The organism is Acinetobacter sp. CY79 (assembly GCF_059515845.1).
On record NZ_JCAKMY010000050.1, the window covers coordinates 1 to 14,289 of the forward strand.

Annotated in this window: 11 protein-coding genes; 5 read left to right on the forward strand and 6 right to left on the reverse strand. The window is 38.5% G+C overall.

The genetic code is table 11. The features are described 5' to 3' along the window. The first annotated feature begins 275 nt into the window (after positions 1-275). Entirely contained in the window at positions 276-1,091 is an 816-nt protein-coding gene (locus AC5YCE_RS14855; RefSeq protein WP_496172552.1) for a M48 family metallopeptidase, read from the forward strand. A 75-nt stretch (positions 1,092-1,166) separates the two neighbouring features. Here the strand turns inward: AC5YCE_RS14855 and AC5YCE_RS14860 are convergent, their stop codons facing one another. Continuing rightward, positions 1,167-1,997, reverse strand: a complete 831-nt coding sequence (locus tag AC5YCE_RS14860) for an SDR family oxidoreductase (RefSeq protein WP_496172553.1) — start codon at positions 1,995-1,997, stop codon at positions 1,167-1,169. 329 nt (positions 1,998-2,326) lie between these two features. On the opposite strand from AC5YCE_RS14860, the gene AC5YCE_RS14865 reads away from it, so the two are divergent. Further along, positions 2,327-3,337: a pirin family protein gene (locus tag AC5YCE_RS14865; RefSeq protein ID WP_496172554.1), complete on the forward strand. Its 1,011-nt coding sequence runs from the start codon at positions 2,327-2,329 to the stop codon at positions 3,335-3,337. 194 nt (positions 3,338-3,531) lie between these two features. Here the strand turns inward: AC5YCE_RS14865 and AC5YCE_RS14870 are convergent, their stop codons facing one another. The 3 genes from AC5YCE_RS14870 to AC5YCE_RS14880 are packed head-to-tail and all read right to left on the reverse strand — an operon-like array spanning position 3,532 to position 9,454. After that, positions 3,532-4,317 carry a lysophospholipid acyltransferase family protein gene (locus AC5YCE_RS14870; RefSeq protein WP_496172555.1) on the reverse strand — a complete coding sequence of 262 codons (786 nt, stop codon included), beginning with the start codon at positions 4,315-4,317 and terminating at the stop codon, positions 3,532-3,534. A gap of 53 nt (positions 4,318-4,370) precedes the next feature. Continuing rightward, entirely contained in the window at positions 4,371-5,486 is a 1,116-nt protein-coding gene (locus AC5YCE_RS14875) for a beta-ketoacyl-ACP synthase III (protein WP_496172556.1), read from the reverse strand. Positions 5,487-5,533: 47 nt separating this feature from the next. Next, positions 5,534-9,454, reverse strand: a complete 3,921-nt coding sequence (locus AC5YCE_RS14880; protein WP_496172558.1) for a DUF3418 domain-containing protein — start codon at positions 9,452-9,454, stop codon at positions 5,534-5,536. A gap of 941 nt (positions 9,455-10,395) precedes the next feature. On the opposite strand from AC5YCE_RS14880, the gene ahpC reads away from it, so the two are divergent. Next, positions 10,396-10,959 (forward strand): alkyl hydroperoxide reductase subunit C, encoded by a 564-nt coding sequence (gene ahpC / locus AC5YCE_RS14885; protein WP_496126487.1) that lies wholly within the window; start codon positions 10,396-10,398, stop codon positions 10,957-10,959. A gap of 310 nt (positions 10,960-11,269) precedes the next feature. Continuing rightward, a complete protein-coding gene (locus AC5YCE_RS14890; protein WP_496126486.1) occupies positions 11,270-11,479 on the forward strand; it encodes a KTSC domain-containing protein in 210 nt (69 codons plus the stop codon). A gap of 81 nt (positions 11,480-11,560) precedes the next feature. On the opposite strand, the gene AC5YCE_RS14895 is transcribed toward AC5YCE_RS14890, so the two are convergent. Both AC5YCE_RS14895 and AC5YCE_RS14900 read right to left on the reverse strand, forming a co-directional pair. Further along, the gene (locus tag AC5YCE_RS14895) at positions 11,561-12,151 is read right to left on the reverse strand and encodes an O-methyltransferase (protein ID WP_496172557.1); all 591 of its coding nucleotides are present in this window, start codon (positions 12,149-12,151) and stop codon (positions 11,561-11,563) included. A 36-nt stretch (positions 12,152-12,187) separates the two neighbouring features. Next, complete coding sequence (locus AC5YCE_RS14900) at positions 12,188-12,409, reverse strand: DUF1653 domain-containing protein (RefSeq protein WP_496126484.1); 222 nt, start codon at positions 12,407-12,409, stop codon at positions 12,188-12,190. Between the two features lie 321 nt (positions 12,410-12,730). On the opposite strand from AC5YCE_RS14900, the gene ahpF reads away from it, so the two are divergent. Beyond that, positions 12,731-14,289, forward strand: a 1,559-nt coding sequence (gene ahpF / locus AC5YCE_RS14905; RefSeq protein ID WP_496172398.1) for an alkyl hydroperoxide reductase subunit F, incomplete at its 3' end; no start/stop codon positions are given.

A 14,289-nucleotide genomic window follows, 5' to 3' on the forward strand; every position in this document is an offset into this window, starting at 1 on the left:
ATCAAAATAAAATTATAAATTAATATTATTATTCATGTAGTTATAATAAAAACGAGAAGCATTATTATACCTCATCAACTATAAATTAAAATAATACAACAATCGAGAAGTTAATCACACTTATCGACACAGATATAAAACACATCAAATTTATTATAAAAATAAAGTTTGTTTAAATTAAATAAACACTGGACAATAATCATACAAGTTAATCATATCTTATATTAATTACCGATTCTCAAATGTCATTAACTATCGATCCAAAAGGTGTGTTCATGAAGTCTTTAACTCTTGGTGTATTAACCACATTATCTTTGGCATTTACAGGATGTGTTAGTACAACCTCTGTCGGAACTTTAGGCGCTGAACGCAAACAGTTAATGATTATTCCTGAAGGTGCATGGAATAAAATGGCAGATCGTAATTTCAAAAAATTTGAGAAAAAAGCCAAAGATAAATCATTGTATATCGTGGATGAACGTTTAAATAATATCTTGTCTCGCTTAATTCCACATGCAAATCAATATGTTGAAAATCGAAAAAAACCAATCAATTGGAAAATCAATGCTAATTTAAGTAGCAAACTCAATGCGCATTCATTTCCAAGTGGTCAAATTATTATCAACACCTCTGTATATATGTTTGAAGATTTAAACGATGATGAACTCGCGACTTTGATTGCACATGAAATGGCACATATTCTGCGTGGGCATAGTCGTGAAAAAGCATCGCTCTATACAGCGACAAATGTTGCTTTATTAGGTTCAACAATGGGCGCTGGTTATGCCTTAGGCTTAACGGGTGGAGTGAGTGGAAACTTTGGTGTATATATGCCACATAGTCGCCAACTTGAGCATGAAGCAGATTTAATTGGTTTGGATTTGATGGTACGTGCGGGTTATGAAGCAGATGCATCCTTATCTTTCTGGGAAAAGTTTGAAGCGAAACTCAAATCTCGTAATATAGACAATAAAACGCCGACTTTACTTGCAAGCCACCCTCAAAGTGTACAGCGTAAAGAAATGTTGCAAGATCATATTTTAGCCATTGAAAGCCAAAAAGTTAGCCCGACTTTTAGTGCTAAAAACTAATCTTAGATTTTCAAACATCTAACAAACATAAATCAAATAAGTCCGCATATGCGGACTTATTTTTATGATGATGTATTAAGGATCGATGAATAAATCTACCATTAATTCATCATTGGATGGCTCAACACGGTATTGATCAAAATCAGCAACACCTCTTTCTCTTAAAATTTCTTCATCAACGAGTAAACGACCAGTCAAACTGCGCTTCTCACTGATCATAATTTGATAAGCAGCATCTGCCATAATTGCAGGTGTTCGTGCTTTGGTAAATAATTCACGACCGCCTAAAGAAAACTCAATCGCCGCGGTTGCAATAATAGTCCTTGGCCACAGAGCATTTACACTAATCCCATAATGACTGAATTCTTGGTTCATCCCAACCGTCAGCATACTCATTCCGTACTTGGTAATCGTGTATGGAGAATGCACAGCAAACCATTCTTGTTTCATATTTAGAGGTGGTGACAGGCTAATAATATGCGGATTTTGACTTTTCTTTAAATAAGGCAATGCGGCTTGACTACACACCATCACTGCACGCGTATTGACTTGATACATCAAATCAAATCGATTTGGATCGAGACTCTCTACTCCATTGAGATTGATCGCCCCTGCATTATTAATCAAAATGTCAATGCCACCAAAACGCTCTGCAGCCTGCTTCATTGCATCAGCAACAGCGGCTTGATCTCTTACATCCAGCTGAATGGCGAAAGCCTGACCCCCCACTTCTTCAATCTCTTTCGCAACAGAAAATATGGTACCGCCCAACTTTGGATGTTCTGTGGTCGTTTTTGCTGCAACCACAATATTTGCACCATCTTTTGCTGCCTTCAATGCAATTTCTCGACCAATTCCACGGCTCGCGCCTGTTATAAATATGGTTTTTCCTTTTAATGACATCATTCCCTCTGCTTTATGATTGTTTGAATACTTAAATTTGAATGTACAAAATAAAATGCCTTATGCAAAACGCTTTTTTGAACCTTAGAGTCGTCCACATAAATATAATGCTATTTTCTTTCAACCTTTAGTTTGCTAGTGAAAATGACAAAACACCTAACTTATTGTTTATTAATTTTTTTACTTCTAATTAATCCATAGCAATTTATACCATCAAATATGCAACAGTGTTTTTCATAAGCCTATACAGCAAGTTTCCAAATAATATGCTTCAATCCATTTAGAGAAGTTCAACAATAAATTTGAAAATCTAAACAAGATTGGAGCCCGATATGACAAATCCAGCCATTTATAAAATAGAACCCATTGAATTCCGCTTAAATCTTAAAGATCCTTTTTTATTTACGGCGCATCATATTGATCACTTTCCAGAAGGGAATGATCAACTCGGTCCTACACGACCTTCGACACCTGAAAAACCCTATCAAATGTATTATGGAGACGTTGTTCCAGGTTTCCCTGAACATCCTCACACTGGCTTTGAGACCATTACATTGGTCGAAAGTGGCTATGTCGATCACTTTGATTCGCTAGGTAATAGTGGTCGCTATGCTGAAGGTGATGTGCAATGGCTAAGTACAGGTAATGGGGTAGAACATTGTGAAATGTTCCCCCTTGTTCATCAAGATCAAGAAAATCCATTTGAATTGTTTCAAATTTGGTTTAACTCATCACCAGATGAGAAAAAACAAAATGCAGATTATAAAATGATGTGGCGTGAACAAATTCCGCATGTCATCCAAACTGACATGAATGGCTTTAAATCTGATGTACGCGTCGTATCGGGGCAGTTCTTAGGTCAAGATGCAATCGCTCGTCCACTACATTCATGGGCAGCTTCACCAGAAAATAAAGTCAATATCTATATGATCAAACTGGATCCACATGCTGAATTAAACATTCCAGCGACCACAGCCAGCTCAACACGATTTGCTTATTTTTATCAAGGCCCTGAATTATTGATTGAAGGTGAGTCCATCCCCTTTAAACATTTAGTTGAATTAAAACCTGACCAAGCTATTCATTTGAAAAATACAGATCAGCCCGCGCATATCTTGTGGTTAGAGGGTGAACCAATCAAGGCACCTGTTGCCATGCGAGGTCCATTTGTATTGAACTCGGATGAAGAACTCAATGTTGCTTTTACACGTTACCGCCAAACGCATTTTGGCGAATGGCCTTGGCCAAGCCCTGCGCCCGTCTTCAAACGTGAGCAAGAGCGGTTCGCAAGTTACGATAAAGGATCGATCGTTGAATATCCTGAGCAGATGAACAAGGCATAAATTAAAAAAAAGCCCAAAGAGGAGTACATTCTTTGGGCTTACTAAACTTTATCTTGTATTATTAATATACATTAATTTTAAATAATAAAAACTAGTTTTTTTAATTTTTTTTAATAAATTAAAAAATTACAACCACTTAAATAAAATATTAAATTAATTTTTCATGTGAATTATATCATTTGGTCTTATTTAAATTAGCATTCATGATCAGCTTGCTCAGAAGCCCTCATGTGCTTTAAATCCTCTATACCACTATAAATTTGTTGCTGTAAATTATGTCTAAAATCTTGAAGTTCTGTTTTAGAGCTTAAACTGGATGTGGACAATCGAGGTAAAAACTTAAAATAAAAAGGTATTCTTCTCGGAATAATATTTCGAGGTATAGAAGGAATCACGTCACCCTGTCTTAAAAACTTCCCTAAAGTAGGTACGCTTAATACTTTTTGAAACCATTTTTGGTCTAATAAACTATTTGCATCATAAGCAAGATCAAATACATCATCCCCACCCAATGCAACAAAAGGTGCAATATCATAACCATACTCTTGGGCAAGTTCTAAAAATCCGTAGCGCTCTTTCCAAATCAGTTGATACTCTTCGCCTTTACGCTTAACGACTTCACGTCCTCCACCAGGGAAAACCAGAATCGAGTAACCCTGACTCATCGCTTGACGTGCATTCTCTCTTAATCCTTCCACAGCTCCCATTCCTTCAACCAATTTACGCCATACAGGTAATTTAAAATGGAGATGATCACCAAGACTCACAATGGCAATTTTATGCTCAGTGAATAGATAATCTATGAGAACGGGTGAATCCATAACTCCATAAATCGTATGATTTCCCACATACATTGCAGGTTTAGAGGCTTGAATATTTTCAGTACCTAGAAATGTCGGTTTAAAATAAAAGCGTTGTAACAAACTTCCTAATCGAATCAGTTTCGAATTATGCTGAATGTACAACGCTTCATTTTTCATACTTTACTCTCTTATAGGAGTTTTCATCATTGAACTAGAGTTGAGTCCAGCTTTTAAGCAACATGCTTTTGAACCAATACAGAACCGACAGAGTACCCTGCACCGAACGAACAAAGCACACCATATTCACCGTCATTCACTTGATCAGCCGTACGATGTAAAGCAATGATCACGCCCGCAGATGAGGTATTGGCAAATTCATCCAAAATAATAGGTACGAGTGCTGGATCTGATTCTGCAACTTCTTTACCCACCACCAATTTTAAAATCAGTTCATTCATTGACGCATTTGCTTGATGTAACCAAAAGCGTTTCACATTTGCAGGCTCGATTTCATTTTTTTGCAATTGCTTGGTAATCATCTTCGCAACCAATGGGCATACTTCTTTAAACACTTTACGACCATCTTGGCGGAAGCGCTTGTCATCGGCATTGGTTGTTTCACTTGGATTCAGGAAACCAAAGTTATTACGAATGTTATTCGAGAATTGAGTAAAGAGATTAATATCTAACACTTCAAAACCAGATTTTGTTTCTGTTTCTTCAATAATCGATGCAGTTGCAACATCACCAAAGATAAAATGACAATCGCGCGAACGGAAGTCGGTATGCGCAGACGTAATTTCTACGTTCACCAATAACACACGGCGAGCGCCCGCTTTGATTGCATCATACGCTTGTTTGATACCGAAAGTGGCAGCTGAACATGCCACGTTCATATCATAAGCATAGCCTTGGATACCCAGTGCCGTTTGAATTTCAATCGCGACAGCTGGATAAGCACGTTGTAAATTTGAACAAGATAGAATTACGACATCGATATCTTCAGCCGTTACGCCAGCATTTTCCATCGCTTGTTTAGCCGCAATCACACCCCATTCAGCTTGAAGTGAGATTTCATCATCTGCACGTTCACGTAAAATTGGACGTAAACGTTTAGGATCTAAAATACCTGACTTTTCTGAAACATAACGGCGTTTAACACCTGATGCTTTTTCGATAAATTCTGCACTTGAACCACGGCGAGCTTCTACTTCGCCTGCTGCGATTTTTTCCGCATTTTCTGCATTGTACAGTTCCACATAAGCATTTAAACCTTCGACTAACTCTTCGTTGGTAATGACATTTTCCGGATGATACAAGCCAGTACCAGTAATACGAATGCCCATGTAAAACTCCTTCTTTAAATTCACTAAAATTTCAAATTAACGCTATCTTAACTGATTCCCAGACGTTCCCACAATTTTTGTAGTCTTGTTGGTGAAATAGGCATCTTGGTCTTCATCGGTTGAGAAAACAAAGAAATACGTAATTCTTCAACCATAAAATACAGTTCTTGCAGTCGTGCATCATTTTTATACTTAAATAATTTATCCATCCAAGGATCAACCTGTTGAATGGCAGCATCATCTCTTGACAAATTATGCGGTAATCGCTCCAAGCGCATAATCAATGCCTTTAGGAAACGTGGATATTCAACCCAAACGTCAACTGGCTTGCTATAGACAAAATCGGCGAGATTCATTAAATCTAACTGATCTTCGATATCATCCATATTTTTAGCAAATACGGATTGATCCAGCACCATTAAGCGACGACGAACATCCTGCCATTGAATATAAATTTCGCTCATATGTCTCAGTGCATCTTGCCCATGCGTTAAAAACTCTTTTTTAACTTTCACAAGCAGATGATGGTATTCCGCTTCATTGATAGGCAGCTGTTGAACTGACATCTGCAAGGTTGCATAGACTAACATCTGTTCCAACTTTGCTTTGTCACCGAGTGGTGAATATGCCAAAGCCAATGGCTTAGAAATTTGTTTCTTCAACTGGCGAGTTAAATCTCCTAGTTGCATATGAATCAAACAAATGACACCTTCTCTGTGTTGCTTAATGGCTTCATTTTGATCATTAAAAGTTTGAATCACAATGCCCGATTCATCCTTGCTTTCAAGCTGGTCGAATGGTTTCGTTGGGACTAATGCTTGATACTGTTTAACCACCACACCTGTGACTTTTTGACTGGCTTCGAATACAAATGATTCTGGGAAAGTTTTAAATTCACCTTTCAGTTGTTTCACTGGGCTATGCGTTTCAGAGCGACAACGCGCTTTAAGTTCAGCTAAGTCACGTCCCTTCTCAATCACTCGCCCTTTTTCATCAATCACTTTAATCAGTGGTAGTAAATACTCTTCTACCCGATCAAAAGAAAAGTCTTTTTCCGAAATCTGTTCGCCACGGAGTTGAAAGCCTAAATAGCTAAAAATATGTTGGTTCAAATGCACGGCATCAATTTTAGCCATCAGCTTACGTGCAGTATCTGGGATCGGCACTAAATTACGTCGTTTATCTTTAGGCAGCGCTTTGAGCAATGCTTCTATCAATTCCTGACGCCAACCCGGAATTCCCCATGACCAAATATTTTCATCGACTTGCGCTAAAGCTTGTACTGGAATTTTAACTGTCGCACCATCTTCATCATGACTCGGATCAAAACGGTAACTTGCTGCCAAACGAAGTTCACCATTTCTCAGATAATCTGGAAATTGTTGCGTGGTCGGACGATCATTCATCCATAACGCATCGTCATCTACGAATAAATAACGTGGATCTTTCGGTTCTACGGTTGCACGCCAATCTTCAAAGCTACGACGGCTAGCCACCTCTTCAGGTACTTTTGAGGCGTAGAATTGATAAATGGTTTCCTCATCTACCACCAAATCACGTCGACGCAATTTATCTTCTACACGTGCAACTTCTTCAAGCTTCAGTAAATTATGCTTTAAAAATGGTGGTGTAATCCCGAGATTACCTGTGGTTAAACCATCACGCAGGAAAATCTCGTGCGCTGCTGACTGATCTACTTTTTCATAATTCATTAAACGCTTAGGCTCAATGATTAATCCAAATAAAGAAATTTGATCATAAGCATTGACCACACCTGCTTTCTTCGACCAGTGTGGCTCGAAATAGTGATGTTTGAGTAAATCACCAGCTGCCAGTAAAATCCACTCAGGTTCAATTTTTGCCAGTGTTCGAAGATACACTTGAGAGGTTTCAACCATCTCAAATGCCATCACCCAAGGTGTATTGGTTTTATGTAGAGATGATGCTGGGAAAATACGTGCTTTTTGCTGACGAACAGCCATAAACACATTTCTTTCATCTGTTTTGTTGGCAATAAAGGACAATAAGCCTGTCAATAATGCTCGATGCAGATTTTCATAATCCGCTTTTTTCTCATTAAAAGACAGCTTTAAGCCTTTTGCCAAATCCACCAATTGTTCATGAGTTTTTTTCCATTCACGCAAGCGTAACCAGCTCAAAAAATGATTTTTTGCAAAGGTTCGACGCTTGTTTTCGCTCATGTCGCGATTGGCAACGAGTGTTTCCCAGAGTTTGATGTAAAACAAGAAATCAGAATCAGCTTCACGGAATAATGCATGTTTTTGATCTGCCTGCATTTGCTTGTCGGCAGGACGCTCACGCGGATCTTGCACAGCCAATGCAGCGACAATAATCAGTACTTCATTGAGTACACCAAAATGTGCACCACCTAAAATCATGCGTGCAAGTCGTGGGTCAATCGGCATTTTTGCCATTTGTTGACCGATTTTAGTCAGTTTATCTGCGCTTTCTGATTGAGGTTTTTTATTGTTTAAAGGTGCTTTAGATTCTTTAGACTTTATAATTGCCGAATCATTTTCTAAGTTGGGTTTCGGAGCATTAAATTTTTTTTCAGTCATCGCTCCAAGTTCAACGAGAAGCTTGCGTCCATCATTCACCAAACGATGATCTGGTGGTTCAATAAAATCAAAATCTTCCAATGAACCCAGACCTAAGCTCTGCATCTGTAAAATCACAGACGCTAAGTTGGTACGCTTAATTTCAGGTTCTGTAAACTCTGGGCGACCTAAAAAGTCATCTTCAGAGTACAGTCGAATACAAACACCCGGGGCAATACGACCACAACGCCCTTTACGTTGGTTTGCCGCTGCTTGTGAAATCGCTTCAATCGGAAGTCGTTGGACACGTGAACGATAGTTATAACGTGAAATACGTGCAAAACCGCTATCAATCACATAACGGATATTCGGAACAGTAAGAGCGGTCTCGGCAACGTTAGTCGCGATAATGATTCGACGACCACTCCCCCCCGGATTGAAGATTTTTTGTTGCTCTGCAATCGCTAAACGGGCATATAAAGGCAAAATTTCTGTGTGCTTTGGCCCAAACTTTTGCAAGGTTTCTTGTAACTCAAGAATCTCTTGTTCAGTACTTGCAAAAACGAGGATATCTGCATGTTCAGGATGCCCTTTTTCTTGAGCATCTTTAAAGCATTCCTCTACCGCGGTCACCACAGCACGAGGCAGATTTTCTTCAAAATCATCAAACTCATCATCATCACTGCCACCGACACTCATTTCTGAGATCGGACGATAACGTAACTCTACTGGAAAACTGCGGCCTTCAACTTCAAATACAGGAGCATCAAAGAAGTAACCACTAAAACGATTTACATCTAAAGTCGCTGAAGTAATGATCACTTTTAAATCACGACGTTTATGTAGAAGTTGTTTGAGATAGCCCATGATAAAGTCAATATTGAGTGAGCGTTCATGTGCTTCATCAATAATGATCGTATCGTATTTGGTTAAAAATCGATCATGAGCCAACTCAGCAAGCAAAATCCCATCAGTCATCAAACGAACGATTGAGTCCTGTGACCCTTGCTCATTAAAACGTACTTTAAAGGAAATCGATTCACCCAGTTTCTCACCGACTTCTTCAGCGATACGTTGTGACACAGTGCGTGCAGCTAATCGACGAGGTTGTGTATGACCAATTAAACCTGTGAGTCCACGACCTGCCATCATGGCAATTTGAGGGAGCTGTGTAGTTTTACCTGATCCCGTTTCACCTGCGACAATGATCACTTGATGCTTTTGAATCGCTTCAACGAGCTTTGATGCATACTGCGTGACTGGAAGGTCTTGATTGAGTTTGATATTAGGAAGACGACTGAGTCGTTGACGAACCTTGGTATTTGATTTCTCAAATAGTTCTAGATACTGTTTTTCGTCTGCATCTTTTCCCTTTTTCAGCCGATTTAAACGGTGACGGTCTCTCGCCATCACAAGTTGATCTACATTTAAATGACTCGACACAGACGCATAACCTTCAACACAAAACAGAACCTGATATTCTAAGCGCTATCGTCCAATAGATAAAGTTAAAGGAAATTAAGTTTGTCCAAATTGCATGAAATTTACAGGGTAACGGTATATTTTAATCTTTAGTTTTATGAAATATAAAAATCAGATTCGATATCCAAAACACACATTGTCCTATAGCCCGTATAAGTAACCCTACAAGTACCCAATAGTTTCCGCAATACTCTACATTGACGAAGAAAATTTCAAGCATATCCCCCACTAAATCATAGACAAAACAATAAATTGAACAAGCGACAATGAGAGACAAATTAAAAAATATCATCCGCGATACTAAGCGAATAATAAAGGCAAAAAAAGAGCATTGTTGAAAATGCACAACAACCAAGCATTTCAGGATCTTTCACTTACCTTCAAAAGCGTCCTCCCTGTAGCTGCTGATAATATGTAATGGTATTTTTTCCAATATATTCATATCAACCTGCACGAACGTCACTGACGCATGATTCTTAGAGAAGAAAGCAGTCAGCATAAAACAGCGATAAACCTAATCGTTTGCTTAACAAGCATGATTGAAGTTTTAAATGATTAATCAACCATCTTATCTGAATAAATTTTAAGCTATTAATATATTTTTATAACTATTTATGAATCATTGACTTGAAATTCATCACCACTGGCTTCATTTTAAAATCGTTAGATGGAAAATGATCTTTTGTCATTCAGCGTTCATATTTAAGATGCTAAATGAATATAAAGGAATGATTTCTTGAAATAGTTGACGTAAATTTCTCAAATTCGGTTTTTCCGATTTTTGTAATGTAAAAATACTGTTTCAGCAATAACAAAAGTTTCGATACTCTATTGGAAATTAAATACAAACCTCAATCATGGAGACAATGATGAGCTTAATTAATACTGAAGTAAAACCATTCGCAGCGACTGCTTACCACAACGGTCAATTCGTTGACGTTACTGAAGCTGATCTTAAAGGCAAATGGTCTGTAGTGTTCTTCTACCCAGCTGACTTCACTTTTGTTTGCCCAACTGAACTTGGCGACCTTGCTGACAACTATGCTGAATTCCAAAAATTAGGCGTGGAAATCTACGGTGTTTCTACTGACACACACTTCACTCACAAAGCTTGGCACGATACTTCTGAAGTAATTGGTAAAATCCAATACCCACTCATCGGCGATCCAACTTGGACTCTTTCTAAAAACTTCGAAGTTCTAATCGAAGCTGCTGGTCTTGCTGACCGTGGTACTTTCGTTATCGATCCAGAAGGTAAAATCCAAATCGTTGAAATCAATGCTGGTGGTATCGGTCGTGATGCTTCTGAACTTCTTCGTAAAGTTAAAGCAGCTCAGTATGTACATGCTCACCCAGGTGAAGTTTGCCCTGCGAAATGGAAAGAAGGCGAAGCGACTCTTGCTCCTTCAATCGACTTAGTTGGTAAAATCTAATTTTTAATTAGATCAAACTGATTCAAAAAACCACGCGATTCGCGTGGTTTTTTATATGCGCTAATAAAGTGAAATGATCCTGAACTTGAGCTTTTATACGCAAATCATTAATCCAAAATTAACGTTCAACGCTTCATTGTCCACTCTCTCAATACTAATCAATTATTCTTCTACAATTCAGACAATTAAATCTTAAAATCTGATGATGAATGGTTAAAAAATCTGTTATACATAATATTCAGATGAAAAATTACAGAAAAATACTTCCGAGCTTTCATTTGAAAATAACAATCTGATTCAAGGAGATGCTATGGGAACAACCCTTACCGTAACGACTTGGAAATACAATTCAACTTCACGCTACTTAAAAATTTTTTATAATAATGGCTCAGGTGAGCTCTATCACCCCGTCCCTCAATTCGTTTATGACAACTTACTGCGTTGTAGTGATAAAACTGCTTTTGTGCATAAATATCTAGAGTACGATCTTCATTTTTCACGCGTCACATTACAGTGTTAACATATTCATATGAAAGCTAGATTCTTAGAATCTTTAGCCTTAATGATTCAAAAAAATCAGAGAAATTTCTCTGATTTTTTATTAAATAGCGGTTACAAAGAGTAATCCCGCACCAATGGGAATCGTTTGGTACATAAAGCGCCGATCCTGATCAATTATATTGATCAATTCTGTCACATCTTGTGCATGTGAAATCACATTATCCACCACTAAAACAGGGCCCTTTCGATTCAACATATTCGATAGGTATGGCCAATATTGAACATATTCGCTACGTTCAGCATCCAACAAAATAAAATCATAAGACTGATGTGATGACTTTAAAAAATCCAATGCATCTTTATGATGAAATGCTATACAGTCTTGTAATCTCAATGCATGAGCATTCTTTTGAGCTATTTCAATTCGACTCAGATCTACTTCGACTGTGTCAACATGACCTTGAGTGCTTTTAGCTGCATATGCAAGCCATAAAGTGGAATAGCCTGTAGATGTTCCTATTTCAAGGACAAATTTTGAGCGTTGTATCCTAATTTGCAGTGCAAGAAACGAGGCTGAGTCTGGCTCAATATTTCGGTAACGCTGAATACGGTCACTTTGAACAGCATCGTAAGCACTAAACTCAGCATAAATGTCTTGCATTTTAGCTATGAAATAATCGTTTAAACTCATATTTTTGCCTTATTTTTATTCGTTTTATAACAGATATTAGATCACTTCTTGAATCAACTTAAAACGTTCGACTTCACGATCATCTGGCGTGGTAATTGTTTCAGTGAACATGTTCAACGGTCTCACCCAAATTGAATAATCTCCATATAGGCATTGATATACCACCAATTTTTCTTGTGTTTCACTATGTGTTGCCACATTCATCACTTGATAAAGTTGACCCTTATAATGTTGGTATATTCCCTTTTTTAAAGTCATGTTATGCAACCCCACTCAATGATGTAGCTTAAAGTATAACATTGCCCTTTTATTTTATAAGAATTTAACAGTTTTATCTTTTTTAAAGAATTTCCTGATCTTTTTTATTCTATTTCATCCCATTATCACTTGAATTTTCCTATACTTAGCCTCATTGAAGCGTTCAATATCCATTTGATTGTGCTCATCGGGAAATTTATAATTAGGAATTTTATCCAAAAAACCGATTGTTTGTATAAAAACAAACTGTTTTACCTATTTATAAGATTTGGCTATGATTCATTTATCAAATAAACATTTACTCCTTTGGAGACGTTAGCAATGTTAGATCAAAATACTTCAGCACAACTCAAAACACTTCTTGAACGCCTTGAAAGCCCAATTGAAATCGTGGCAACCTTAAATGGCACAGATAAATCCAACCAAATTAAAGAACTGGTTGAAGAGGTCGCAGCATTGTCTGATCAAGTCACTGCACGTTTCGACGGTAAAAACAGCCGTGCACCAAGTTTTGGGATTGCAAAAGCAGGTGAAGAGCCACGTGTATTCTTTGCAGGTCTTCCAATGGGTCATGAATTCACCTCTTTGATCTTGGCATTGCTACAAGTGTCTGGTTATGCCCCAAAAGTTTCTGATGAAGTGTTGGCTCAAATTAAAGACTTAGGCATTAAATCAAACTTTGATGTGTTTGTATCACTCAGCTGCCATAACTGTCCTGACGTGGTTCAAGCCTTGAACTTAATCGCGATCAATAACCCAGGTACAACAGCAACCATGATTGATGGTGCTTTCTTCCAAGACGAAGTCGAAGAACGCAAAATCATGGCCGTTCCAATGTTGTTCCAAGATGGCGCACACATCGGTCAAGGGCGTATGACTTTGGAAGAAATCATTGCCAAGTTAGATACGAACTCTGCTACCAAAGATGCTGAGAAGTTAAATGCCAAAGACGCCTTCGATGTACTCGTCATTGGTGGTGGTCCTGCGGGCAATACCGCAGCCATCTATGCGGCGCGTAAAGGTATTCGTACTGGGATCGTGGCTGAGCGCATGGGCGGTCAGGTCATGGATACCATGGACATTGAGAACTTCACGTCAGTTCAAAAAACCCAAGGTCCGAAGTTTGCTGCTGAAATGGAAGCACACGTCCGTGAGTACGGTGTGGACATTATGAACTTACAACGAGTGAAATCGATTGTGGGTGCAGATCAAACCACGTACGGCAATGTTGAAGTGACTTTAGAAAATGGTGCAAAACTTGAATCGAAAACCGTGATCCTGTCTACAGGTGCGCGTTGGAGAGAGATGAATGTACCGGGTGAAGCTGAATACCGTACTCGTGGTGTAGCGTACTGCCCACACTGTGATGGTCCATTGTTCAAAGGTAAACGTGTTGCGGTGATTGGTGGGGGCAACTCTGGTGTAGAAGCGGCAATTGACCTTGCAGGTATTGTGGAGCATGTGACCTTGGTTGAGTTTGATACCAAGCTACGTGCGGATCAAGTGCTTCAAGACAAGTTAAACAGCTTACCAAACACTACTGTGATCAAAAATGCCTTATCAACAGAAGTGGTCGGTGATGGCAAACAAGTGACAGCATTGAAATACAAAGACCGTACCACAGATGTTGAACACACTGTAGAGCTTGCCGGGATCTTCGTTCAAATTGGTTTGTTGCCAAACACGGATTTCTTAAAAGACTCGAAGGTTGAGTTAAGCAATCGTGGTGAGATCATCATTAACGAGCGCAACGAAACCAATGTGAAGGGTGTGTTTGCTGCGGGTGACTGTACCACTGTTCCTTACAAGCAAATTATCATTGCAACGGGTGAAGGTGCAAAAGCGTCTCTGTCTGCTTTTGATTATATGATCCGTTCTGG